Source organism: Caulobacter sp. ALps2 (assembly GCF_058681635.1).
The window spans coordinates 1,828,759-1,849,914 of sequence record NZ_CM178743.1 but is presented as its reverse complement, the minus strand read 5'-3'; the positions used below and the strand labels follow the sequence as shown (position 1 = coordinate 1,849,914).

The 21,156-nt window shown below is 63.9% G+C and carries 24 protein-coding genes and 2 pseudogenes; 6 read left to right on the top strand and 20 right to left on the bottom strand.

All coding sequences use genetic code 11. The features are described from left to right. Positions 1 to 18: 18 nt before the first annotated feature. Positions 19 to 1,602, top strand: coding sequence for a long-chain fatty acid--CoA ligase (locus tag ACW173_RS08845; protein WP_492084656.1), 1,584 nt, complete (start codon positions 19 to 21; stop codon positions 1,600 to 1,602). Here ACW173_RS08845 and ACW173_RS08840 read toward each other — a convergent pair. From ACW173_RS08840 to ACW173_RS08830, 3 genes are all read right to left on the bottom strand, one after another. Beyond that, positions 1,599 to 2,075: a GNAT family N-acetyltransferase gene (locus tag ACW173_RS08840; protein ID WP_492084654.1), complete on the bottom strand. Its 477-nt coding sequence runs from the start codon at positions 2,073 to 2,075 to the stop codon at positions 1,599 to 1,601. The two genes, ACW173_RS08845 and ACW173_RS08840, sit on opposite strands and share 4 nt — an antisense overlap. Beyond that, the gene (locus ACW173_RS08835) at positions 2,072 to 2,467 is read right to left on the bottom strand and encodes an SRPBCC family protein (RefSeq protein WP_492084653.1); all 396 of its coding nucleotides are present in this window, start codon (positions 2,465 to 2,467) and stop codon (positions 2,072 to 2,074) included. The genes ACW173_RS08840 and ACW173_RS08835 overlap by 4 nt, the downstream gene beginning before the upstream one ends. A gap of 78 nt (positions 2,468 to 2,545) precedes the next feature. Further along, a complete protein-coding gene (locus ACW173_RS08830) occupies positions 2,546 to 3,541 on the bottom strand; it encodes an aldo/keto reductase (RefSeq protein ID WP_492084652.1) in 996 nt (331 codons plus the stop codon). A gap of 95 nt (positions 3,542 to 3,636) precedes the next feature. Between ACW173_RS08830 and ACW173_RS08825 the strand changes: the two genes are divergently transcribed. Continuing rightward, the gene (locus tag ACW173_RS08825; RefSeq protein WP_492084650.1) at positions 3,637 to 4,536 is read left to right on the top strand and encodes a LysR family transcriptional regulator; all 900 of its coding nucleotides are present in this window, start codon (positions 3,637 to 3,639) and stop codon (positions 4,534 to 4,536) included. Here the strand turns inward: ACW173_RS08825 and ACW173_RS08820 are convergent. Continuing rightward, the gene (locus ACW173_RS08820) at positions 4,533 to 5,075 is read right to left on the bottom strand and encodes a hypothetical protein (RefSeq protein WP_492084649.1); all 543 of its coding nucleotides are present in this window, start codon (positions 5,073 to 5,075) and stop codon (positions 4,533 to 4,535) included. The two genes, ACW173_RS08825 and ACW173_RS08820, sit on opposite strands and share 4 nt — an antisense overlap. 203 nt (positions 5,076 to 5,278) lie before the next feature. Continuing rightward, positions 5,279 to 5,382: pseudogene (locus ACW173_RS08815) on the bottom strand (hypothetical protein); the annotation flags it as partial. Positions 5,383 to 5,515: 133 nt separating this feature from the next. On the opposite strand from ACW173_RS08815, the gene ACW173_RS08810 reads away from it, so the two are divergent. Together ACW173_RS08810 and ACW173_RS08805 are read left to right on the top strand one after the other, a co-directional pair. Beyond that, on the top strand, positions 5,516 to 6,655 hold the full coding sequence (locus ACW173_RS08810; protein WP_492084647.1) for a hypothetical protein: 1,140 nt from the start codon (positions 5,516 to 5,518) through the stop codon (positions 6,653 to 6,655). 248 nt (positions 6,656 to 6,903) lie between these two features. Next, positions 6,904 to 7,341 carry a uracil-DNA glycosylase gene (locus ACW173_RS08805; protein ID WP_492084646.1) on the top strand — a complete coding sequence of 146 codons (438 nt, stop codon included), beginning with the start codon at positions 6,904 to 6,906 and terminating at the stop codon, positions 7,339 to 7,341. Here the strand turns inward: ACW173_RS08805 and ACW173_RS08800 are convergent. The 8 genes and pseudogenes from ACW173_RS08800 to ACW173_RS08765 form a co-directional block, all read right to left on the bottom strand. Next, the gene (locus tag ACW173_RS08800; protein ID WP_492084644.1) at positions 7,338 to 8,141 is read right to left on the bottom strand and encodes a hypothetical protein; all 804 of its coding nucleotides are present in this window, start codon (positions 8,139 to 8,141) and stop codon (positions 7,338 to 7,340) included. The genes ACW173_RS08805 and ACW173_RS08800 overlap by 4 nt on opposite strands. Continuing rightward, positions 8,138 to 8,746, bottom strand: a complete 609-nt coding sequence (locus tag ACW173_RS08795; protein WP_492084643.1) for a C1 family peptidase — start codon at positions 8,744 to 8,746, stop codon at positions 8,138 to 8,140. Before ACW173_RS08795 ends, ACW173_RS08800 begins: the two co-directional genes overlap by 4 nt. Position 8,747: 1 nt before the next feature. Beyond that, complete coding sequence (locus ACW173_RS08790) at positions 8,748 to 9,425, bottom strand: hypothetical protein (RefSeq protein ID WP_492084641.1); 678 nt, start codon at positions 9,423 to 9,425, stop codon at positions 8,748 to 8,750. Positions 9,426 to 9,428: 3 nt separating this feature from the next. After that, the gene (locus tag ACW173_RS08785) at positions 9,429 to 10,502 is read right to left on the bottom strand and encodes an IS3 family transposase (protein WP_492080530.1); all 1,074 of its coding nucleotides are present in this window, start codon (positions 10,500 to 10,502) and stop codon (positions 9,429 to 9,431) included. Further along, positions 10,469 to 10,621, bottom strand: a pseudogene (locus ACW173_RS08780) (transposase); the annotation flags it as partial. The pseudogene ACW173_RS08780 and the gene ACW173_RS08785, both read right to left, overlap by 34 nt. Before the next feature lie 56 nt (positions 10,622 to 10,677). Beyond that, positions 10,678 to 10,983, bottom strand: coding sequence for an ImmA/IrrE family metallo-endopeptidase (locus tag ACW173_RS08775; RefSeq protein ID WP_492084639.1), 306 nt, complete (start codon positions 10,981 to 10,983; stop codon positions 10,678 to 10,680). A 62-nt stretch (positions 10,984 to 11,045) separates the two neighbouring features. After that, a complete protein-coding gene (locus ACW173_RS08770) occupies positions 11,046 to 11,393 on the bottom strand; it encodes a helix-turn-helix domain-containing protein (protein WP_492084638.1) in 348 nt (115 codons plus the stop codon). Then, a complete protein-coding gene (locus ACW173_RS08765; protein ID WP_492084637.1) occupies positions 11,386 to 11,718 on the bottom strand; it encodes a hypothetical protein in 333 nt (110 codons plus the stop codon). Before ACW173_RS08765 ends, ACW173_RS08770 begins: the two co-directional genes overlap by 8 nt. A gap of 264 nt (positions 11,719 to 11,982) precedes the next feature. On the opposite strand from ACW173_RS08765, the gene ACW173_RS08760 reads away from it, so the two are divergent. Continuing rightward, positions 11,983 to 14,016 (top strand): DUF3363 domain-containing protein, encoded by a 2,034-nt coding sequence (locus ACW173_RS08760; protein WP_492084636.1) that lies wholly within the window; start codon positions 11,983 to 11,985, stop codon positions 14,014 to 14,016. Between the two features lie 2 nt (positions 14,017 to 14,018). Here the strand turns inward: ACW173_RS08760 and ACW173_RS08755 are convergent, their stop codons facing one another. The 3 genes from ACW173_RS08755 to ACW173_RS08745 form a co-directional block, all read right to left on the bottom strand. Continuing rightward, positions 14,019 to 14,453, bottom strand: coding sequence for a ribbon-helix-helix protein, CopG family (locus ACW173_RS08755; protein ID WP_426029595.1), 435 nt, complete (start codon positions 14,451 to 14,453; stop codon positions 14,019 to 14,021). After that, positions 14,450 to 14,971 (bottom strand): DUF2840 domain-containing protein, encoded by a 522-nt coding sequence (locus tag ACW173_RS08750; RefSeq protein ID WP_492084634.1) that lies wholly within the window; start codon positions 14,969 to 14,971, stop codon positions 14,450 to 14,452. Before ACW173_RS08750 ends, ACW173_RS08755 begins: the two co-directional genes overlap by 4 nt. A 412-nt stretch (positions 14,972 to 15,383) precedes the next feature. Continuing rightward, positions 15,384 to 15,728, bottom strand: coding sequence for a hypothetical protein (locus ACW173_RS08745; RefSeq protein WP_492084632.1), 345 nt, complete (start codon positions 15,726 to 15,728; stop codon positions 15,384 to 15,386). 129 nt (positions 15,729 to 15,857) lie between these two features. On the opposite strand from ACW173_RS08745, the gene ACW173_RS08740 reads away from it, so the two are divergent. Beyond that, on the top strand, positions 15,858 to 16,181 hold the full coding sequence (locus ACW173_RS08740; protein ID WP_492084631.1) for a hypothetical protein: 324 nt from the start codon (positions 15,858 to 15,860) through the stop codon (positions 16,179 to 16,181). A 437-nt stretch (positions 16,182 to 16,618) separates the two neighbouring features. Here the strand turns inward: ACW173_RS08740 and ACW173_RS08735 are convergent, their stop codons facing one another. From ACW173_RS08735 to ACW173_RS08720, 4 genes are all read right to left on the bottom strand, one after another. Continuing rightward, positions 16,619 to 17,998 (bottom strand): transposase, encoded by a 1,380-nt coding sequence (locus tag ACW173_RS08735; RefSeq protein WP_492085922.1) that lies wholly within the window; start codon positions 17,996 to 17,998, stop codon positions 16,619 to 16,621. Positions 17,999 to 18,302: 304 nt separating this feature from the next. After that, positions 18,303 to 19,463: an IS30 family transposase gene (locus ACW173_RS08730; protein ID WP_492084629.1), complete on the bottom strand. Its 1,161-nt coding sequence runs from the start codon at positions 19,461 to 19,463 to the stop codon at positions 18,303 to 18,305. 202 nt (positions 19,464 to 19,665) lie between these two features. Further along, complete coding sequence (locus tag ACW173_RS08725) at positions 19,666 to 20,424, bottom strand: SOS response-associated peptidase (protein ID WP_492084627.1); 759 nt, start codon at positions 20,422 to 20,424, stop codon at positions 19,666 to 19,668. A gap of 4 nt (positions 20,425 to 20,428) precedes the next feature. Next, positions 20,429 to 20,824 (bottom strand): hypothetical protein, encoded by a 396-nt coding sequence (locus ACW173_RS08720; RefSeq protein WP_492084626.1) that lies wholly within the window; start codon positions 20,822 to 20,824, stop codon positions 20,429 to 20,431. Positions 20,825 to 21,156: the final 332 nt, after the last annotated feature.

The window sequence follows — 21,156 nt, the reverse complement described above, 5'->3', positions numbered from 1 at the left end:
AAACGTTGGGAGGCGCCGATGAACCAGGGCCTGATGCAGACGACGCCGCTGATGATCAGCGGCATCCTGACCTATGCCGCCCAGGCTCACGGGACGCGTGAGATCGTCTCCCGCCAGGTCGACGGCCCGCTCCACCGCTACGACTATGCCGGCCTGGCCCGTCGCGCCGCCCAGGCGGCCCACGCCCTGCGACGTCTCGGGGTGAGGGCCGGCGACCGCGTCTCGTCCCTGGCCTGGAACACCCACCGGCACCTGGAGCTGTTCTACGCCGTCCCCGGCATCGGCGCGGTGCTGCACACGGCCAATCCCCGGCTCTTCGACGAGCAGATCGTCTACACGATCAATCACGCCGAAAGCGGCGTGCTGTTCTACGAGCGCAATTTCGCGGCCCTGGTCGCGCGGATCGCCCCGCGGCTGACCACGGTGAAGACCTTCGTCATGCTGTCGGACGAATACGACGCCCTGATCGCCGGCGAGCCGGAAACGATCGACTGGCCGGTCTTCGACGAGAATGCCGGGGCCTTCCTCTGCTACACCTCGGGCACGACGGGCGATCCCAAGGGCGTGCTCTATTCGCATCGCGCCGTGGTGCTGCACGCCATGGCCGGCGGCCTGAACAGCGCGTTCGGCTTCACGGCCTTCGACGTGGTGATGCCCTGTTCCAGCCTCTACCACGCCACCGCCTGGGGCCTGCCGTTCAGCGCGCCGCTGTGCGGGGCCAAGCTCGTTTTGCCGGCCGACAAGATGGACGGCGCCTCCTTGCACGCGCTGATCGAGGGCGAGGGCGTCACCTTCACCGGCGGCGTGCCGACCATCTGGACCATGTACCTGGCCTGGCTGGAAAAGAACGACGCCTCGCCGACCACGCTGAAGCGGGTCGTCATCGGCGGCAGCGCCGTGCCGCGCGCGATGGCGGAGGCCTTCAAGCGGCTCTACGGCGTCCAGACGCTGCAGATCTGGGGTATGACCGAGACCTGCCCGATCGGCGTCGTCGCCACCCCCACGCCCGCCCTCGCCGCCCTGGGCGAGGAGGCCATGGACGAGGCCATCTGGACCCGCCAGGGCCGGCTGCAGTTCGGCATCGAACTCAAGGTCGAGACCGAGGACGGCGGCGATGCGCCCTGGGACGGCGAGACCTCTGGCGCCCTGCTGGTGCGCGGTCCCTGGGTGGTGCGGCGCTACTTCCGCCAGGACGCCGACGCCGCCCGCGAGGACGGCTGGTTCGACACCGGCGACATCGCCACCCTGGACGCCCACGGCTTCATGCGCATCACCGACCGCCAGAAGGACGTCATCAAGTCGGGCGGCGAGTGGATCAGCTCCATCGACCTGGAGAACGTCGCCGTCGGCTGCCCCGGCGTGAAGATCGCCGCCGTGGTCGGCGTGCCGCATCCCAAGTGGGAGGAGCGGCCGCTGCTGGTCATCGAGGCGCATGAGGGCTTCGAGGTGACCAAAGCCGCGGTGCTGGACTATCTGGCGCCGAGGATCGTCAAGTGGTGGACGCCCGACGATGTCGTGTTCGCCCCGGTGCCGCTGACCGCGACCGGCAAGATCGACAAGAAGGTGCTGCGGGAGGCGTGGAAGGGCCATCTGGGCGGCTAGAACCGCAACCGCCAGCTCTCCGACACCAGCCCCTCGGCGAAGCCGTCATAGTCCCAGCTCTTCTCCAACTGGAATCCGAACCGCGCGTAGAGCCGCCGGGCCGGCAGCAGGTTGGCCTGGGTCCACAGCACGACCTCGCCATAGCCGGCCTCCCGCGCCCGCGCCAGGCACGCCTCGACCAGGGCCTCGCCGACGCCCAGCCCCCGCGCCGAAGGCTCGACCAGCAGCAGGCGCAGGCGGCCGACCGTGTCGGTCTCCTTGACCAGCATGATCGAGCCGACCTTCTGGCCCTCGTGCTCGGCGATCCAGCAAGCTTCCCGCTCAACGTCGAAGGTCTTGACGTAGTCGGCGACCACCCCGGCCACCACGCCCTCGAACCGATGGTCCCAGCCTTCCTCGGCGGCGTAGAGCGCGCCGTGGCGCTGGATGATCCAGCCCAGGTCCCCCGGCGCGGGCTGGCGCAGGCGGATCATGCCTCGACCAGCGCCTTCAGCTTGGCCAGGTCCCGCGCCACGGCGGCGGCGTCGCGATCGAAGGCCGCGTCGTCGAACATGCCCGGCGGCCGGTAGAGGGTCATGCCGACCTCGGCGCCGTCGCCATTGGCCACCACCCGCAGCGGCATGTAGAGCTCGGTCCCGTCGGGCAGGGTCACCCAGTGGTCCAGCACGCCATAGTCGTTCGGCGGTGAGAACTTCACATGGACGTCGCCGCCCGGACCGTGGGCGACCCACCGATCACCCTCTCGGGTCAGGCCCGAGGCCAGGCCCGCCGCCCACTTCGTGAAGCTCTCCGGATCCTTGGTGAAGGCGTAGACCGCCCGCGCCGGCTTGTGGATCCGGATGCTGATGTGCCGGGACTCGAACATGAAGCCTACTCCGTCTTCATCTGGGGCCGTCATCTGGGGCCTCCATCTGACGACGGTCCCGGCCCGTCACGCAAGAGGTCAGCGTTCGCTGTCCAGGTGGGACATCATCGCCGTGGCGTAGCGCGTGCCCGCCACCGCCTGCGCCGGCATGGCGGCCTCGATGGCGGCCAGGTCTTCAGCGGTGAAGTTCACCTCCAGCGCGCCCAGGGCCTCGCTCAGGCGATCCCGGCGGCGGGCGCCGATCAGCGGAATGATGTCGTCGCCACGCGAGGCGACCCAGGCGATGGCGGCCTGGGCCGTGGTCACGCCCTTGGCCTCGGCGACCGCGCGCAGGGCCTCGACCAGCGCCAGATTGGCGTCGAGATTGTCGCCCTGGAAGCGCGGGCCAGTGTTGCGGAAGTCACGAGCATTCATCGCCTGGGCCTTGGTCCAGTGGCCGCTGATCAGGCCGCGCGACAGCACGCCATAGGCGGTCATGCCGATGCCCAGCTCACGCAGGGTCGGCAGGATGTCCTTCTCGACGCCGCGCGAAACCAGCGAATATTCGATCTGCAGGTCGACGATCGGCGCGACCTTGGCGGCCCGGCGGATGGTCTCCGAGCCCATTTCCGACAGGCCGATGTGGCGCACATAGCCCGCCTGGACCATCTCGCTGATCGCCCCGATCGTGTCCTCGATCGGCACGGCCGGATCCAGGCGCGAGGGACGGTAGATGTCGATATGGTCGACGCCCAGCCGCTTGAGGCTGTAGGCCAGGAAGTTCTTGATCGCGGCCGGGCGGCCGTCGAACCCCAGGAACTGGCCGTTGGGATCGCGCAGGGCGCCGGTCTTGACGCTGAGCACCAGCTTGTCGCGCTTGTGGGTCTTCAGCGCCTCGCCGATCAGCATCTCGTTGTGGCCCATGCCGTAGAAGTCGCCGGTGTCGATCAGGGTCACCCCCGCCTCGACGGCGGCGTCGAAGGTGGCCAGGCTCTCGGCCCGATCGCTGGGGCCGTACATGTCGGACATGCCCATGCAGCCGAGGCCGAAGGCGGAAACGACGGGGCCGGTCTTGCCGAGTTTGCGGGTCTTCATGGGGATCTCTCCGGGTTGGTGGAGAGGGTTATGCGCCTCGGCGCGCCGTGCGATAATCCGACAAGGTCCGCACGGGCCGTTCGGAATTTCGCACAATGCAGCATGCCGACTTCGCCGATCTCGACGCCTTCACGGCCGTGGCCCAGGCGCGCGGCTTCCGCGCCGCGGCGGCTCTGCGCAACGTCTCGGCCTCGTCACTGAGCGAGGCGGTGCGGCGGCTGGAAACCCGGCTGGGCGTGCGCCTCCTGAACCGCACCACCCGCAGCGTCACGCCCACCGAGGCCGGCCAGAAGCTGCTGGAGCGCCTGACCCCGGCTCTTGCCGACGTCGCCCTGGCGCTGGACGAGGTCAACGCCTTCCGCGACAGCCCGACCGGCGCCCTGCGCCTGAACGTGCCGCTGGTCGTGGCCAAGGTGGTGATGCCGCGCCTGATCCCCCGGTTCCTGGCCCAGAACCCCGGCGTGTCGGTCGAGATCATCGCCGAGGACAGCTTCATCGACGTGCTGGCCGCCGGCTACGACGCCGGGGTGCGCTATGACGAGCGGCTGGAGAAGGACATGATCGCCGTGCCGCTGTCGGGGCCGCAGCGGTTCGTGCTGGTCGGCTCGCCGGCCTATTTCGCCGCCCACGGCCGGCCCGCCCATCCGCGCGACGTCCTGGACCACGCCAGCATCCGGCACCGCTTTCCCAGCGGCGCGACCTATGCCTGGGAGTTCGAGAAGGACGGCCAGACGATCCGCCTGGATCCGCCCGCCCGGCTGACCAGCACCAATCTCGACCTGGAGCTGGCCGCCTGCGAGGCGGGCGTGGGCCTGCTGGCCACCTTCGAGGACTTCGTGGCCGAGCCGATCGCGGCGGGACGGCTGGAAAGCGTGCTGGACGACTGGCTGCCGCCGTTCAGCGGCCCTTATCTCTACTATCCTAGCCGCCGCCACATGCCCGCCCCGCTGCGGGCCTTCGTCGACTTCGTGAAGACCGAAAGGATGGGCCCCTAGGCGGCTTCCGCCCGCGCCGCCCGGTTGAACAGCCAGGCCGCGAGCAGCCAGGCGCCGGTGAGGATCCCGCTGGCGACAAAGCCTTCGAACGAGCCGATCAGCTGGGCGATGATCGCCACCACGGCCTGCGGGAACGCCGCCGCGACCATGGCCCGCGCCAGCCCCGCCGCCTTGAACCGCCCGACATAGGCGCCGGCGGCCGCGACCAGCACGACGCCGCCGAACATCAGATTGGCTGGACTGTCCTCGTCGCCGATGATCCCCACCGCCCCGCTGACCCAGATGACCAGGAAGGCGATGGCGACCGCCACGGCGACACCGGCCCGGAACGCCAGGCTGCCCGACGCCCGCACGGCCAGCTCGAACGTCCCGCAGGCCAGGGCCAGGATCGCCCCCCAGACCACGAAGTCGAACGGCGTCCAGGCGACTTCCGTAGTGAAGCGCATGGCGACGGCGGGGGTCAGCAGCAGCAGGGCGGCGGCGATCCAGACCAGCAGGGTCCAGCGGCCGCCGCGCTTGAGGGGGATGTCGGTGGTCATGGATGAGGCCTCGGGTGGAAGGAGGCTGGACCGTGGGCGGTGGGACGCCTGAGCGGCATGAGGGAAATGTGAGGTCGGGGTGAAATCGACGGCGGGCGCGTCGATGGGGATGGGTGTTGAAACCCTCTCCCAGAGGGAGAGGGTGATCAAAGGCACGAGCACTCACCGCCCTCCATCCCCACCTCCAAAACCTCCTGTACAGTCTACCCACCTCGTCGCGAGGAAAGGGCGCATGGCCAGCGACCGGTGCGGCGGCGGGGAGTGATCGAGCGGGGGCAGGTTCGAGGGGGATACTCGGACGGTCGGGCGTTTCCTCCAACCGACACAAGCTCTCAGTGGCCGTCTAGCTGAGGGCTAGATCGCAACGTCCGAGCGAAACCTTGCGCAAGACAACTTTTGCCGCGAGTGTGTGAGTCGTTGCGCGGGGGCGTTGTCATCTTATGGCTTTTCTAGTCTCGGACTTCAGTGCTCAAGTTGCACGGACAGATCGTCGCCAGAAACGGGAAGCGATCCGCATCGCCGTCTTGGGTATATTTGGCGAGCTAGGCTCACTAACCAGCGAAGTTAAAAAGCGCATCCGTGAAGGGCCGGGGTATGTTTCCTATCGGGCCTTGTTGGTCGAGGAAGCTGGCGACCTGCTTTGGTACTTCGCGGCGCTCGGTCAGAGCATTGGCTCTCCGTTCCATACGCTGCTGACTGACGCAGTCGGTTTCGATGTTGCGGAAACCACCCCTTTCGCGGATCTGCAGCGCCAGTTAAAGGCGCAACCCAGCACCGCCGAACAGGACCCATGGCTGTTGGCAGCTAGCGATGCGGGGCGGCTGGCTGATGCAGCGAGCCGGGGTCAATTGGGACCCGAATTGCGCCCCCATGTGGTCTCCGCGTTGGCCAGCGCAATTCGCGCGATGGTCAGCCAGGGCGTGAGCATTGCAAACGCCGCGCGGCATAATTCGGAGAAGAGCACCTCCCGTTTTCCGACTGAGAAGATCCCCCTAGCATTGTATGACGAACGGAAACTGAAATCCGGGGAACAGCTCAGAGCTGACGAAAAACTACCAAAAATCATGTCCTTCGATTTTGAGGAGACAAAGATCGGTAGCAAAAAGTACGTCATCCAGAAGGTCTTCACTATCAAAGTCGGAGATCCGTTGACGGACAACATCGGCGAGGAAGATGATTACCGATTTCACGACGTTTTCCACCTAGCATTTGCTGCAAATCTTGGCTGGTCTCCAGTGTTGAGAGCTCTTCTGAAAGCGAAAAGGAAGAGCGTTCCCCGTCTTGATGAGAACGAGGACGGAGCCCGCGCCATTCTGATTGAAGAGGGAATTTCTACCTGGGTATTTAATCAGGCAAAACCGCATTATTTTGAGGGGGTAAAGCGGGTTGACTATATGATACTTAAGACGATTAAGGAGTTTGTTAGAGGATACGAAGTTCAGGATCAGCCATTTTGGGCTTGGGAACGGGCTATTCTTCAAGGCTACGAGGCTTTTCGACAACTTAAAGTCGCTCGACGCGGGCGCGTCGATATGAACCTAGAGGCTCGCGAAATTCGATTCATCCCCTCGGAGGGTTAGCAATGTCATCCTGGACCCAGAACTTGGTTCAGCGCCTTGCCGAGGTGTCCCTAGCGAACGTCTTTAACCCCTACTCCGACCGCTGCCCTCTGCACGACAGCGAAGAAGCGGCTGCGATACGGCGGGGCAATCTCTCCTCGATACTCAGTGCGTCATGCGCTTACGGCGCCAGCAGCATTTGGTTCGGCCGGGACCTTGGCTATCGCGGGGGAAGGCGGACGGGCCTGTCGCTCACAGATGAGGCCCGAATGCACAAGTTCGGTGAGTTGATGCCAGATGCGCGAGTGGGAAAAGCCACGGTCGGCCCGGCGGTCGCGGAGCGCACGGCAACAACGATTTGGAGCATCATCGAGCGCATGCCCGCGCCGCCGATCCTCTGGAATGCGTTTCCGCTGCACCCCCACTTGCCCGATGAGCCAATGTCGAACCGGTCGCACACCGCCAGCGAGCGTAGGCAGACTGTTTGGTGCATTCATGAACTTATGGAACACGTGCAGCCCAAAACCCTCATTGCAATCGGCAATGATGCCGCGAACGCGCTCGCGGACCTTGGACTGGAATTTGAAACTGTCCGGCATCCCAGCTACGGCGGTACCAAAGACTTCATTCGCGGGATGGAGCGTATCCTGGATCTCGACCATAACGATCGAAGCACGCTCCCGCTAATGGCTCTAGCTGAAGCCTAGGCTCCGCAGTCAGCCAGAAATGCCGATACCGCGCCAGCGTTGCTGCCGCCTACATGTGCCTCAAGTATCGCCTGAGAGGCGATGCACGTCAGTGGGCCAATTTCCGCCCCGGCCTCAAGAGCGATGAAGGCTTGAAGGCGGGCCAAGCCAACCAAGTTTCCGAGCGCCTTTTCGACGTAATAATGCGATCGGTAGAAGGCAGTTAGGCGCACCTTTGCCTCATCATCCACCTTGATTGAAAGGTGGCTTAAGCATGGTCCGCCCCTTGGATAATTCTTATCTTTTTCAGGCAAGTAAGTTGTGAGCTCGAATGCCTCGTCAGCTATCGCAAGCTCGTAGTGCGTTTTGCTGCCCAACCCGGTTGAAACCCGACGCTTAACCTTATCCACCAATGTAGAGAGCGGATTAATGATCACGCCCTGACCATCAACCATTGGCTTTCCTTTTAGGTCTCTTCTTCTGGTGATCCTGTCGAAATAATTACCCCATTGCTTTTTCACTTTGGGGTATATTTCGACATCGTATCGCGAAAACAATCCCTCTCGCTTGTTTTTAATGTAAAAGTCGAGCGGAAATATCGTGTTCGCCGTGGCGGTAACAGTATTTATATCGGAAATATTTGCAAAGTCATCAAATTTTGAAATCACCGAGGAGTCTTCATAAGAAAATTCTCCCGGGTTGGAGACACTGTAAATCAAGTTATAAGCCTGACCTTTCTTCTCCCGCAGCAGGCGCACGGCCTTGAGCCATGCCTCAGATATACTAACGCTATCTGACAGGGTGGAAAAATTATCGATCATGAAGCCCCCGAAAGTTCAATAAAGATACCGCCAGAAATATAACTCCAATGTACCCAAATACTTCCTCCGTCGCCCCAATCCGCTCCCCATGAATTTCGGAGTCGAAACAGGCGATTGCCCGCAACTACCTTTGATCCAACGATTAACATAGCGTGCCGGGCTTCAGTTGGTCTGCGATCTTTGCTGGACAAAAATCCCGAGGGGGCAGCGAGAAAAAACTCTTCCCCAATTTCCAAGGCGACCACTACTGATCGCATATTCTTCAATAGCTCAACTATACGGGCTTCATCGAAGCTGAAAGCATCTGAGCAGCTCGTGTAAAACGGCTTTTCAAGCCCCGATTTAACTACTCCCCCATACGGCCAGTCATGCTCGTATGTTTGGCCACTTTCATGAAGTGTGTGGAGAGCTGAGGACAAGCTGATTGCCTGGTTTCCTGAATGCCCCATCTCCGCAGACGCTAATGAGTGAAGACACTCGGGAGATAGGTCGTCGGTGCAGGCTCGCTTTACGCGGTGGCAATCGCTTAGGGCAAACGAAAGACAAGTGGGACGAGGTCCCTGATCTCGTGCGGGTCCAAGCTGACTCGATAGATCGAAATCCACGCTATGCAGCTTCCATGCCCAGGTGAGCGCGGTTAGCGCGCGACAGTCCTTCTTCCCGCTCCTTGATCGTGAGGTGGAACTCAGAGACTTGTTGACCAGAATCCCAGGGGCGCCCGTGTGAGAACCCAAACTTCACCGGCCCCTGGGCTTCCGCCCGAAGAACAAAGGTCTTCAGGCCAGGCTGGCCAACGGTCGTGTCATCAACATCGGTCCAGTCAGCGATCGGGGTGAGCGCGCCCGGGTAAGGGAGTTGAGGGCGTTGTAAAAAACCGCTGCCAGCGTTCTGCGTGAGCTGCACTCCAATTAGGTCCCCTGCCGTAACCGGAAGGCTATCTTGCTTCACGTCGCGCTCGCTGAGCAGCCATGCATCAGACCACGGACTGGACCAGTCGTCGCTTCGGCGGATCGCTCGTTTGATGAGCTTGGGCTTTACATCAAGTGCGGCTGCTGACTGGTTGCCGTCGATTATTCGATTGCGAAACAGCGCCCTCACTGTCGCGTCGTAGCTCGTGCCGCAGCGTAACGACAATTGGTAGGCAATGTGGGGCACGCCAAGATCAGCGGCGGACCATGACTGCGCCTTGGCGTGATGGACGATAAGCCAGCTTGGCAGCAGAAACTCACCCGCAAAGGAGTCGGCTTCAATTTCTTGCAGCCTTGATGCTGACGTGACCCCCATTTCTCATCCAGCCATAACGAGAGTCCTGGGTTGATTTGAGCCTTGGTGTTGGTGGGTGGCAAGAGGCCGGCGCGCGGAGCTATCAGCCTGCGCAGCGTGCCGGCCGGTCTCTCCGCAGAAGGCGCTGGCGTACTCCCTGGGCGTCATCCAGCCGAGCTTGGAGTGCGGCCGGCGCTCGTTGTAGTCGCGCCGCCAGGTCTCCAGTACGGCGCGGGCGTGCGGCAAGGACCGGAACAGGGTCTCGTTCAGCAGTTCGTCGCGTAGCCGGCCGTTGAAGCTTTCGTTGTAGCCGTTCTGCTGGGGCTTGCCCGGTGCGATGTAATGCCAGCCCACGCCGCTGTCGTCGGTCCAGGCCAGGATGGCGTTGGAGGTGTATTCGGTCCCATTATCGCTGACGATTGTGTCGGGCCGCCGCCCGCGCTGGGCGATGATGGCATCGAGCTCGCGCGCCACTCGCCGGCCTGACAGCGAGGTGTCGGCCACCAGGGCCAGACACTCGCGCGTGCAGTTGTCGATCACCGTCAGGATCCGGAAGCGGCGGCCGTCGGTCATCTGGTCGGAGACGAAGTCCAGGCTCCAGCGCTGGTTGGGCGTCAGCGGGACCTCCAGAGGCCGCCGCGTGCCGATCGCCCGCTTGCGCCCGCCGCGCCGGCGCACGGTCAGCTTCTCCTCGCGATAGAGCCGCTGGATCCGCTTCTTGTTGACGACATGGCCCTCGCGTTTGAGCAGCACGTGCAGCCGGCGATAGCCGAACCGGCGGCGTTCCTGGGCCAGGGCCTTCAGCCGCTCGCGCAGCACGCCGTCGTCGGTCCGCGTGGCCGCGTAGCGCACGCTCGTCCGATCCACGCCCAGAACCCGGCACGCCCGCCGCTCGCTCATCTCGTAGGCCGACCCCAGATAGGCGGCGGCCTCCCGATGCGCGGCGGGCGTCACCACTTTTTTCCCAGCAGATCCTTCAGCGCGACGTTGTCGAGCATCGCCTCGGCCAGCATCCGCTTGAGCTTGGCGTTCTCGTCTTCCAGCGCCTTGAGCCGCCGCGCCTCCGACACGTCCAGCCCGCCATACTTGGCCTTCCACTTGTAGAAGGTCGGCGAGCTGAGCCCATGCTTGCGGCACAGGTCCGCCACCGGCACGCCCGCCTCCTGCTCGCGCAGGATTCCGATGATCTGTTCTTCCGTGAACCGTGATCGCTTCATTCGTCCGTCCCTTTCCTGGGGCGGACTCTAGTTATTTCTGGAGGAGTTTCAGGGGGTCACGTCAATGCGAAGCCAGCCGGAGAGGCTCCCTCAATGTTGGACGCCGCTCTGCGGAGGACATCGCGACTATCCAGGCTTGGCTTGTGTTCCAAAACCGCATGGCCAAGTTCGTGGGCGGCGGTGAAGCGCTGAACCGAGGGGGGCCGCTTGGTCGACAGGAGCACCCCGGGAGTGTCGCCGCGGAGATAAGCACCAAGCAGGCCATCAAGTGGTCGGAAAACCACCAGGATTTCCAAAGACGCAAGCACGCCTAAAACGTCAATCTGGCCCGACGTTTCGGAGATCCGGCTTTGGGCCTCCATGATTCCGAGAAGTCGCTGCGCGGCCTTCGCACCCTTAAGCCTTGCCAAGCGGACTCGGCTGTTCATTTGGATGACGAACCGGACCGCGACTTCAGGTAAGCCGCAAACCTCTGAAGTTCGCCGATATCCCCATCAGAAAGGCCATCGACGGCCCGAGCTAACAAAGCAACCTTCTCGTCCTTAGTGGGAGTATCTGCACCGCCGGTGAGGTATTCGACATTACGGCCTAACACCTTCGCAAGCCGTGGAAGCTCGAGCGCATCGATCCCCCTAGAGCCGTCCTCTATCTTGGAAATGGCAGAGCGTGGAACTCCGATAGCCTTGGCTACCTCTTCCTGCGAAAGCGATAGGTAGCCCCTCGCTTCCTTGACCCTTTGCCCCAGAAGGGTGCGAGCCTTATCCTCAGTCATTAACGTCCCCCTTAATGACAAGCTTCTCGACCTTCGGAACTAGGTCGGCCAACAACTCATCGAATGATTCGTAGCCGCCGGATTTGATGAGCCTTTCCGGCACGTCGCGCCCGATGACTTTTTCGATTTCCAGCAACGCCCGAACCACGCGGTGAGAGTCGATCTCAATTATCGGCGTGAGGATCGACGCCTTCCCTTTCGGTTCCGGGGCGAGCGCGGCCAGCGTCTCCGTCTCGACCTTCTCGCTAGCCCACCAATCGGACAGGGCCGCGATCACTTGCGCTTTGGGAAAGACGCCAACGACTAGCTTTGTATCAGTGGTCATAGGTGTGTTCCCTTTTGGAACTCACGCTACCAGATTCGTTCGAAATTGGAACATTCCTGGAACGAGATTTGGGTCGAATCTTATGGCAAGATTGAAGCTTCCGGCCCGAACGGGCGGAAGCGGCTGTCTGCACACTGGTTTTTCCCGGCCCACTCCGTTGGCCATGGTCTTGGCAAAGCCGCCGAGAGTTTCTTTTTCAACGCCATGCTTCTCCCCAATCCGGCCCGCCGTTGAAATCCACCCCCGCAGGCGCAAGCTCGCCGGATGGACGACCACCTGCTGGATTTCGAGCTGCGCCCCGGCCGCATCCGCAACGACGGGCGGCAAGCGGCCGGTCGCGCCGGTCGCCTTGGTCGTGTCGTCTCCAAGCGCGCGGGCGGCAGTCCACGGCGGATGGCGCCGAGCGGCGGCAATGTCAGGGCGCCGAACGCGCCCGGCCGCTGCTCGCGGATCGGCCGGGGCCAGGACGCCGCTAATGGTCTGAAGCGGCAGGCCGCCCAGCGTCACGCCAGCGGCTACCGCTCGCGCCGCGTGGTCGTTAAGGGCCGCATCGTGGGCTTGAAGGCCGGCAGCCAGGCGGCCGGCGCCCATCTGCGTTACCTCGTCCGCGATGGGGTCAGCCGTGACGGCGAGCCGGCCCGGCTCTATGGCGCGGACTCCGACAATGTCGATGGCGCGGCCTTCACCGAGCGCGGGGCCGGCGACCGTCGCCAGTTCCGGTTCATCGTCGCCCCGGAGGACGGCGCGGAGCTGTCGGACCTGCGGGCCTATACCCGCGAGTTGATGGATCAGATGCAGATCGACCTGGGCACGCGCCTGGACTGGGTCGCGGTCGATCACTTCAACACCGCCCACCCGCACACCCATGTCGTCATCCGGGGCGTGGACGACCGGGGCAAGGACCTGATCATTGCCCAGGACTACATCACCGCCGGCCTTCGCCACCGGGCCGAGAACCTGGCCACCCTGGAGCTAGGGCAAGAGACCGAGCTGGAGATCAGGAGGAAGCTCCAGGCCGAGATCACCGCCGAGCGCTTGACCCGCATAGACCGGGCGATGATCCAGGACCTCGACGCCAGCCGATCCCTCGACCTTCGCCCCGCCTCGGGACAGGTCCGCGCCGAGGCCGACGCCACCTTGCGGCTTGGCCGCCTCAAGACCCTGGAGGGCATGGGCCTGGCCGAGCAAACCGCGCCCGGCGTCTGGACCTTGTCCAACGACATCGAGCCGACCTTGCAGGCGCTTGGCGAGCGTGGCGACATCATCAAGGCCATGAGCCGGGCAATCAGTCGGCGGGGCCTATCGCGCCCGGCCGAGGCCCTGGTCATCGACACCGATGGCGAGGGCTCGACGCCGAAGGTCGGCCGGGTCATCGACAAGCGTCTGGTCGATGAACTGGACGACCGCATGGGCCTGATCGTCGATGGTCTCGATGGCCGGGTCCGTCACGTCAAAGTCGATGGCGACACGGCGACCACGATCCCCATAGGCGCCGTCGTCGAGACCGGGGCGCGGCGGGCCAGCCGTCCGGCGGATCGAACCATCGCCAGCCTCGCCGAGGATGGCGTCTACCGGCCCAGCGATCACCGGCAGCGCCTGGAGAGCGGAGAGATGCGCCTAACGCCCGGCGCCAACGCCGACGATCTCGTCGAGTCCCATGTTCGCCGGCTGGAGGCGCTACGGCGGGCCAAGGTCGTCGAGCGCCTGGACGCAGACCATTGGAGCGTCCCCGGCGACTTCCTGGCCCGCGCCGAGGCCTACGAGGCGACACATGGCCGCCGCGCCCAGGTCCGGCTGCTGTCGGCCTTCGATCTGGACCGCCAAGTCACCAGCGATGGCGCGACTTGGTTGGATCGCCAGCTTGTCGGCAAGACCCCGCCCGAGGCCGCGCCCAGCGGGTTTGGCGGCGAGGTCGGGCGAGCGCTGGAGCGCCGCCGCGAGGCGCTGGTCCGCCAGGGCCACGCCAGCCGCGCCCACGACGGCGGCTGGCGGGCCAAGCCCGATCTTCTGCGCACTCTGGAGCGCCAGGAAGTCGCCAAGGTCGGGGCGGCCCTGGCCAAGGAGAAGAACCTACCGTTCCGCGTTCCCGAGACCGGCGAGACGGTGAAGGGCAAACTTGCCGACAGCGTTCAGTTAGCGTCGGGCAAGTTCGCGGTGATCGAGGGGAGCTATGACTTCAGCCTCGTGCCCTGGCGCTCGACCTTGGATTCGTATCGCGGTCAGCAGATCGCCGGCACGCTGGAGCCCGGCGGCGGGATCGCTTGGCAGCTTGGACGAAGCCGAGGCCTTGGCATCTGAGATCAGGCCTTGGGCGCGCCGTCCTCGTCGAACTGACCGCCGTTGGACTCGAAGGCCTGATCGGCCAGCGACGCGCCGCTGGAGAGGCGCCGTCCAAGCGCCTCTAGGAAGCTGGCATATCGCTTCTGCCCCAGCGCCTGCACGGCGGCTTGATCGCCCGAGGTGACGATCGGCGTCGTGCCCAACCATGTGCGGATGAAGATCGCCAGGGCCTCGTTGCTGACCTGGGCCTCTCGTTCGACCCGCTCGATATGGCGGTTCATCCGGTCCAGCCGCCGCAGCAAGGCGGCCTCAGTGCGCTCGGCGCCATCCGGCGACAGGAACGAGGCCACCGCCGCGCGGACGATCTCCGACTTTGGCCGCCGCATACGGGCGGCCGTCTTGTCCAGTTCCTTGGCCAGGTCCGGCGGCAGATAGACCTTGGTTTCGACTTTCATCGGGGATCTCCGGCGCCCGCCAGGAGGTCGTTGTCGTCGGTCAGGCCCAAGCGCTTGCGCATCAGCCAGGCGCGATGACGGGCGCGGGTGTAGGGCGATGGGGTTTGCGCCACGGCGATGCGCCCGCCGACATGGCGCCAGTGATCGGGCGCGACGCGCTCGGGGCGCAGGCCCTGGGCTTCGATGGCGTCGATCGCCGTCAGGCCGGCTTGGACTTTCACCCAGGTCTTCAGGTCCAGCAGTATCTCGGCGCCGGGGGTGACGAAAGGAACAGGGTCGAAGGGCTCGCCGGTCGCCACGGCCCGCAGGACCCAGAGTCGCGATAACGTCGTGCCGTACTGGCCGGCTTCCCAATGGACGACGGCGAAGACAGCGCCGGGGGCGAAGGACGCCGCGCGGCGGCGGCGGTCGATCTCGCGTTCATCACCGATGCGGCCGAAGCGTATCCAACGCTGAAATCGGCCCTTGAGCCAGATCAGTTGGACTTCAGTTGGCGGCGATTGGGCGGATGGAGGCATGGTGCCGCCATGGTCGGCCCAACGCTCACAGCTTCAAGGGGTGATGAAACGCCGTCGTAGAAAGACAGGCTCTAGGAAAGAGACGGCGGGTTTCCCTACCATAGACCACCGTCCTATCCACCTTCCGCCATTGTGCCCAATGTCCGGTTTTAGGCGCGACGCTCATTTCTCCACCCGACCCTAGTCGGGCCTTGGCTTCTCAGCGGGAATTCTGCGCCGTTCACGTCGGAGTAGCAGGAAGGACGCCGCGAACAGCGCCAAGACGGCTATGCCGAAGATGTCGGCCATTGATGTCATCGCTGCGAACTTCCAGCCTAGAATCGCCACGGCGAACAGATTCAACAGCGCAATGAGCACTAGCCTTGAACGACGCATTGCATTCCCCTTCACCACCCTAGTCGGGCTCTCCGGATCACTGCTCTGCTTTCAGCGCCTCAATCACTGCGAACGCCTCAATGACTAACGCAGCAATAGCGTAGGCGGCGAAGAGTATTGGCTTCGCTTTGGCCTGGGCCACGATCCCTGTGAAGGCATCATCCAGGGAGGGGCGTGGTCGCATGGACGCCCAGTGCAGGAGCAACCCTCCGCACCAGCCAATTGGCAATGCGGTGGCAAACCATATCAGCAGCAACCCATCGCCAGCTATTTCCGAAAGCGCGACCATGGCCAGCATGTAGCCCGAAGCGACAGCGAACGCCTTGGTACTGATGCGAAGACGTGACCAGCGATCAGCAAGAGATGGAGCTTCATGGGCCATGGCATAGCTATGTGGGGTTCGATCCGCTTGTTCAAGATATCAGTCCGCAGGGAACGGTTCAGCCTGACTTCAGCAAACACCCTGCGCGGACATTGACGCTTTTGACCCGTGTGCGCCTAGAATGCTGTCATGACGTCAGACGATATTGAAGCCGCAATCGCCGCCGCTCTTACCGCAAAGGGTTCCGGAGCACTGCCATTCGAACGGATGATAGAGTTGATCGAAGCTGGTCGATCACGCGGCTTATCCGTCTCGACTATCGACGCAACATGCGACGGCGGCGGGCAGCCAAGATCTGACCTGGGCTTTCACGTCGATAGTGATGATCTGGACAGGATGGCTTGCGACAGCGCAGGTCGTGCCAACACTACGGCCAAGTGGGCCAGAGAAAGCTATGAGGCGGTGACGATCGAGGATGGCGTCGAATTCGAGGTCTGGTTCTGGCGGGATTGATCAGGCTCGACGTCTTTTTCCACCCCTAGTCGGACGTTGCGCACATCAAGCGTACGCTTATGGTTGAGCTATGAGCCAATCTTCTTGCCCAATCTCGTCTCAGCTCACGCCGCGCGAATACGTTCGCTTTTGGTGGGCGATCATCTGGAGGAGTTCTCTTCTTGGCTTTTTCGCGGGAAGTATACTCGGCGCCGTCGTCGGCATGATCCTAGGAGCGCTAGGTTATGCACGTTTCGGGGCGGCAGGTGGCGCTGTGGCTGGAGGGTTTGCGAACTTCGTCGTCAGCTACTTTGTAATTCGACATGTGTTGGGCAAGCAGTTTGCCGGGTTCAAGTTGGTTGTTGAGCGTCCAGCGGGGATCGTCTCCTAACCACCGATGTTGTTGAAAAAGGCCTCTGATCTGGCGAGCGCTGAGCAGCGTTGAGAGTTGTTGTCGCTCAGGCTGGTGAGACCTGAGGCTGCTGCTGGGCGAGCTTGGCGAGTTTGCGGAGGTTTTGGGCGGTGGCGGCGAGGAGGAACTCGTCTTTGGCGCCGTTGGGACCTCGTAACCTGAGGCGATCGAGCCCGACGATGCGCTTGAGGTGGGCGAAGAGCATCTCGACCTTTTTCCGTTCGCGCCGGGAGGTGATGTAGGCGTCGGTCTTGGCGATGTCGCGGGCCATGTCGCGCGCGCCCTCGTGGATCGAGCGGGTCACTTTTCGATAGGGCTGCTTGGGACAGCAGGCCGCCTTGAGCGGGCATGGCTGACAGTCGTGGGTGCTGGCGCGATATCGGATGGTGTCGTCGGCCGGAGCGTTGTTGCGAGGGACCTTGAAGGCGCGCCGGCTGGACTTGAGCAGCTTGCCGCCCGGACAGGTGTAGGCGTCGGCCTGGTGGTCGAAGCTGAAGTCGGCTCGGGAGAAGGTCCCGTCATCGCGCTGGGATTTGTCGAAGACAGGAATGTGGGGCTCGATGCCCTGATCATGGACCAGCCAGTCGAGCATCTCGGCCGTGCCGTAGGCGGTGTCGGCGGCCAGGCGCTCGGGATAGAGACCAAGGCGGTCGTTGGCCCGCTCGATCATGGTGCGACAGGCGGCCAGCTCGCCCTGGCGGACCGCCGTCGAGGGCTCAACATCGACGATCACCGCATGATCCAGGTCGATCAGGTAGTTGGTGCAGTAGGCGAAGCTGGCCGGCCCGGCTTGGGCGGCGGTCCATCGCGAAGCCGGATCCGAAAGTGAGATATACTTGGGGGTGACGGGCGTGGCCGCGCCGAAGGCCGCGTCGTCCAGGACCGCCAGATACTCCTCGACGGCCCGCCCGGCGGCCTCTGCCGGCAAGCCTGCGGCGCCGTCGACGGCGGTTCTGTGCCGGCTGGCGTCGGCGCGGATGATACTGGCGTCAACGGCGAAGCCCTCGCCACCGACCAGGCCCTCGGCCATGCAGCGGCGCACCACGCTCTCGAACAGCTCTCGCAGCAGATCGCTGTCACGGAAGCGGCCGTGGCGGTTCTTGGAAAAGGTGGAGTGATCGGGCACGTCGCCGTCCAGGCCCAAGCGGCAGAACCAGCGGTAGGCGAGGTTGAGGTGGACCTCCTCGCACAGTCGGCGCTCGGAGCGCACGCCCATGCAGTAGCCGATCAGCAGCATCCGGATCATCAGCTCCGGATCGATCGAGGGCCTGCCGATCGCGCTGTAGAACGGCGCCAAATGGGCCCGCACGCCTTCCAGATCGACGAACCGATCGATGGCGCGCAGCAGGTGATCCTGGGGCACGTGCCCATCGAGCGAGAACTCGTAGAACAGAGCCGGCTGCTCGATCCGACGCTCGCCCATCATGGCCGAAACCTCCTGCTTCAACAGGAGTGAATCAGGCCAGAGGCGCCGCTTCAACCGGCCTTTTTCAACACAATCCACCCATCTCGGACCTTGAGAAGGTCCGCTTGCGGGTAGCCGTTCGGAGGCTAAGCTGATCCCATGCGATATCTGTTCCAGTTCGGGTTTGAGACCCCTGCGGAGTTCAAAACAAACTCCGCTAGCGGCTGGGACGATCAGTCCAGTGAGGCCATCTGGATCAATGCGCCTTCAGCGGAGGCAGCGCTTGCATGGGGGCGTTCCGTAACTTCCGCAATCGACGGTGGGCTCAACTGATCGCCGCAACACACTCGGCGAAGGTCTCTGCTGGGGTTCGATAGAGCAAGGTCTTTCTGGGCCGTTCGTTGAGCTGCCTGGCGATGGCGCTGAGCTGGGCCTGGCTGTGCAGGGACAGGTCGGTTCCGTGCGGCAGGTACTGACGCAGCAGCCGGTTGGTGTTTTCGTTGGAGCCCCGCTGCCAGGGCGATCGAGGATCACAGAAGTAGACCTCGACGTTCGCGGCCAGGGCCAGCCGCTTGTGGTCGGCGAGCTCCTTGCCGCGATCCCAGGTCAGGGACCGGTAGAGTTCGTCAGGCAGTTTTCGGGACTGTTTGATCAGGGCCGAGACGACGCTCTGGGTGTCCTTGTTGGCGACCTTGACCAGCATGACGTAGCGCGAGTGTCGCTCGACCAGCGTGGCGACGTAGCTGTTCCTGGACCCGCCGATCAGGTCGCCTTCCCAATGGCCGGGTACGGCGCGATCCTCGACGCAGGACGGCCTCTGGCTGATGGAGACCGCGTCCCTGATCTGGCCCAGGCCGTTGCGCTTGAGGCTGGCGTGGCGGGAACGGCGAATGGTCCGCCGGGCCCTGAGATGGTCCAGCAGCTCCTTCTTCAGCACCCCTCGGGTCTGGATGAACAGGCTGCGGTAGATGGTTTCGTGCGACACCTGATTGTGCGCCTCCCCGGGCCAGGTGCGCTTGAGCCAGCCGGCGATCTGCTCGGGCGACCATTTGCGTTGCAGCTTGGCGGATACTGTCCGGGCCAGGGCGGGTCGGCAAGCCAGCTTGCATCGCTTGGGACGCAAGGCCCGGTCCCACGCCGCCTGATCGGAGCTGGTCGCTCGATACCGGTCAGGCCCGCCGTTGCGCAGGATCTCGCGACTGATCGTCGATGGCGATCGGCCCAGCGACCGGGCGATCCCCCGCAGCGAGCAGCGGCTGCTGAGACCTCGGGAGATTTCCTCCCGCTCGCTCAGGCTAAGCGCCTGAGCCGCTCGCCGCCGGTCTGGAGGCCGGATGCCGCCCGTCGGCGAAAGCACCGAAAACACCGACGAGGACTCCCGATCAAACCGTCGTCCGATCGAACTCATCGACTCGCCGGCCTTCCAGCGATCCCAGATTTCAGCCCGCTGGGCCGCCGAGTAGTAGATGCGACGCCGCTGCTTCATCACCCACGCTCCCTCTCCTAAGAAAAGTTAGCGTGTTGCGGCGATCAGTTGAGCCCACCACCCAAGTCGGACGTTAAAGGGGGCGGTTAGCCGGGTCTGGTCTCGGCGCTAAGCTCGCCTCCAACGACACCGATGTAGTCGGTCCGCCCGTCCGCGTGTTGCTCGACCTTCGAGCAGATGACCGCTGCGCGAAAGCCGGAGATCAGAGGAGGGTCGTCTCGGGGTCTTTCGGCGGGTCCTGCTTCTGACCCATGCCCCGGCTCACGATCATCAACGCGTCGTCGTGTAGCGGACGCTGCAGGGCCTTGGCCTCGTCCCATGGCGCATGCATCCAGACGTCGCGCTCCTCTTCCGTCGTCAGGATGACGGGCATGGCCTTCGAGTGGATTGGACCAACGACACCGTTCGCGTCCGTCGTCAGGAAGGCGAACAGGTCGCAGGTCTCGAAGCCGGTCTTCATCTTGCGCACGCAGGTGTAGTCGCGGGTCTCGACGCCGGCGAAGAAGGCTAGCGGGCGATCCTGGCCCAGGGCGAACCAGACGTTCTCGCCAGCCTTGCCACCTACTTGGTTTGGCTCGGCGAATGAGGTGAGTGGGACTAGGCACCTGCGCTCCGGCGCCAGCCATTGCGTCCAAAACTTGGTCTGGCGGATGTTGGTCGTGCCCGGGTCCGGCTCCTTCTTCAGGAGTTCCTCAAAAGCCGCTTCGTCGATCACATGGCCCTTGAGCCGCAACTTCTCAGCGCGGTCCTCGGCAGCCTTCCGGCGGGCAAAGAATGGAGAGGGCATGCCCCAACGCGCCATGACCAGTTCTTTACCGCCGTTGGCGGCGTGTCGAACGATCGGCGCAGGGTAGTCGGGGAATATGCCCGGAAGGGGGGGAAGGTTGCCGACGCCGTCGATGGCTTCAATGAACGCCAAAACCTCGGATTGGCCGCGCCTCATGCTGTAGAGGTTGCACATCGCGTCAGGCCCTTAGCCAGATCGAGACAGCCCAGCTGTCGTCGGCCGGTTCCTCGCCGATGTGTTGGATAAACTCGACATGCTCGGCGTCGGGATGCGCGGCCCAGAAGTCGCCTTCGGACTTCCACTCGCCGATGAACTCCAGGTCCGCCGGGTGGTCGGGCTTCGGCGTAACCGGCGCGTCCGGCGCGACCTGACCGGTAAGCCACACCTTCACCTCGACCTCATCGTCAGGGCCGATCCAGCGGTTCTCGATCCGCTCGACCAGCGGATGCCGGTCCCAGAACGCTTTGTCATGCGGCTTGCCGATCGCAGCGAGCGCTGCGCCGTCCAGATAAAAGCGCTGGACCTCGTTGGTCTCGCTATCGACGATGCGCCAGGCCCAGGACTGTTCAGTCATGTCGGTCTCCTTGGGAGCGGAAGCTAACGATCAGTCTGTCCGGCGCCTAGCGGCGGTCGCCGGAGATGTTAGCCTTGCCCTTGGCGCCGCAAACGCTGCAGCGAAGGCCGCGAGCCAGCTCCATCGGCGTTCGGGCGGGGCCAACCTTCAGCAGGATGGCCTTCCTTGGCCAGATGACTGAGTAGCCGCAGGCGCATTGGATCGTCAGGCGCGTCAACTTCCCTGTGCGTGGATCCATGTCAGCCATGCGTCAGGATTCAACCGGCGGCTCCACCTGTCGAACGGCTCGCCACCAGGGCCAGCTTCGACCGTTCCCGCGCTGAACCTTCTCC

Bases quoted from the DNA above. Each gene is read 5' to 3' on its own strand.
- ACW173_RS08845 (WP_492084656.1), top strand. From the start codon at position 19: ATGAACCAGGGCCTGATGCAGACGACGCCGCTGATGATCAGCGGCATC.
- ACW173_RS08840 (WP_492084654.1), bottom strand. From the start codon at position 2,075: ATGATCCGCCTGCGCCAGCCCGCGCCGGGGGACCTGGGCTGGATCATC.
- ACW173_RS08835 (WP_492084653.1), bottom strand. From the start codon at position 2,467: ATGTTCGAGTCCCGGCACATCAGCATCCGGATCCACAAGCCGGCGCGG.
- ACW173_RS08830 (WP_492084652.1), bottom strand. From the start codon at position 3,541: ATGAAGACCCGCAAACTCGGCAAGACCGGCCCCGTCGTTTCCGCCTTC.
- ACW173_RS08825 (WP_492084650.1), top strand. From the start codon at position 3,637: ATGCAGCATGCCGACTTCGCCGATCTCGACGCCTTCACGGCCGTGGCC.
- ACW173_RS08820 (WP_492084649.1), bottom strand. From the start codon at position 5,075: ATGACCACCGACATCCCCCTCAAGCGCGGCGGCCGCTGGACCCTGCTG.
- ACW173_RS08810 (WP_492084647.1), top strand. From the start codon at position 5,516: ATGGCTTTTCTAGTCTCGGACTTCAGTGCTCAAGTTGCACGGACAGAT.
- ACW173_RS08805 (WP_492084646.1), top strand. From the start codon at position 6,904: ATGCACAAGTTCGGTGAGTTGATGCCAGATGCGCGAGTGGGAAAAGCC.
- ACW173_RS08800 (WP_492084644.1), bottom strand. From the start codon at position 8,141: ATGATCGATAATTTTTCCACCCTGTCAGATAGCGTTAGTATATCTGAG.
- ACW173_RS08790 (WP_492084641.1), bottom strand. From the start codon at position 9,425: ATGGGGGTCACGTCAGCATCAAGGCTGCAAGAAATTGAAGCCGACTCC.
- ACW173_RS08775 (WP_492084639.1), bottom strand. From the start codon at position 10,983: ATGGAGGCCCAAAGCCGGATCTCCGAAACGTCGGGCCAGATTGACGTT.
- ACW173_RS08770 (WP_492084638.1), bottom strand. From the start codon at position 11,393: ATGACTGAGGATAAGGCTCGCACCCTTCTGGGGCAAAGGGTCAAGGAA.
- ACW173_RS08765 (WP_492084637.1), bottom strand. From the start codon at position 11,718: ATGACCACTGATACAAAGCTAGTCGTTGGCGTCTTTCCCAAAGCGCAA.
- ACW173_RS08760 (WP_492084636.1), top strand. From the start codon at position 11,983: ATGGACGACCACCTGCTGGATTTCGAGCTGCGCCCCGGCCGCATCCGC.
- ACW173_RS08755 (WP_426029595.1), bottom strand. From the start codon at position 14,453: ATGAAAGTCGAAACCAAGGTCTATCTGCCGCCGGACCTGGCCAAGGAA.
- ACW173_RS08750 (WP_492084634.1), bottom strand. From the start codon at position 14,971: ATGCCTCCATCCGCCCAATCGCCGCCAACTGAAGTCCAACTGATCTGG.
- ACW173_RS08745 (WP_492084632.1), bottom strand. From the start codon at position 15,728: ATGGCCCATGAAGCTCCATCTCTTGCTGATCGCTGGTCACGTCTTCGC.
- ACW173_RS08740 (WP_492084631.1), top strand. From the start codon at position 15,858: ATGACGTCAGACGATATTGAAGCCGCAATCGCCGCCGCTCTTACCGCA.
- ACW173_RS08735 (WP_492085922.1), bottom strand. From the start codon at position 17,998: ATGATGGGCGAGCGTCGGATCGAGCAGCCGGCTCTGTTCTACGAGTTC.
- ACW173_RS08730 (WP_492084629.1), bottom strand. From the start codon at position 19,463: ATGAAGCAGCGGCGTCGCATCTACTACTCGGCGGCCCAGCGGGCTGAA.
- ACW173_RS08725 (WP_492084627.1), bottom strand. From the start codon at position 20,424: ATGTGCAACCTCTACAGCATGAGGCGCGGCCAATCCGAGGTTTTGGCG.
- ACW173_RS08720 (WP_492084626.1), bottom strand. From the start codon at position 20,824: ATGACTGAACAGTCCTGGGCCTGGCGCATCGTCGATAGCGAGACCAAC.